This is a genomic window from Pseudomonas fluorescens, assembly GCF_000968015.1.
Taxonomy (GTDB): domain Bacteria; phylum Pseudomonadota; class Gammaproteobacteria; order Pseudomonadales; family Pseudomonadaceae; genus Aquipseudomonas; species Aquipseudomonas fluorescens_W.
The window spans coordinates 1-297 of the sequence record NZ_LACH01000120.1; the positions used below are offsets into that span (position 1 = coordinate 1).

Annotated in this window: 1 protein-coding gene; it reads left to right on the forward strand. The window is 61.6% G+C overall.

What is annotated here, in order from left to right:
- The coding region (locus tag VD17_RS30970; RefSeq protein ID WP_046057157.1) for a hypothetical protein at positions 1 to 297 on the forward strand (297 nt) is incomplete at both ends.

Here is a 297-nt window from a genome sequence, read left to right on the forward strand (position 1 = left end):
CAGGTGTTGACCGCTGACCCGGCGAGCATCATCGACATTGATGGCCTCAGCAATCCGCAGTTCACCTACCAATGGCAGGCGAACAACGGGCCTGGCTTCGTCAACATCGCCGGCGCTACCGGTAGCACGTTCGCGCTTGGCCAGGCTCAGGTCGGCCAGGAAGTGCGCGTGGTGATGGGGTACGTGGATAACTTCGGTGTAGCCGAAAGCGTTTCGTCCAACATCCTCGGGCCGGTGGACAACGTCAACGATGCACCGACTGCAGGGCCGACCGTAGCAGAACCAGGTGTTGACCGC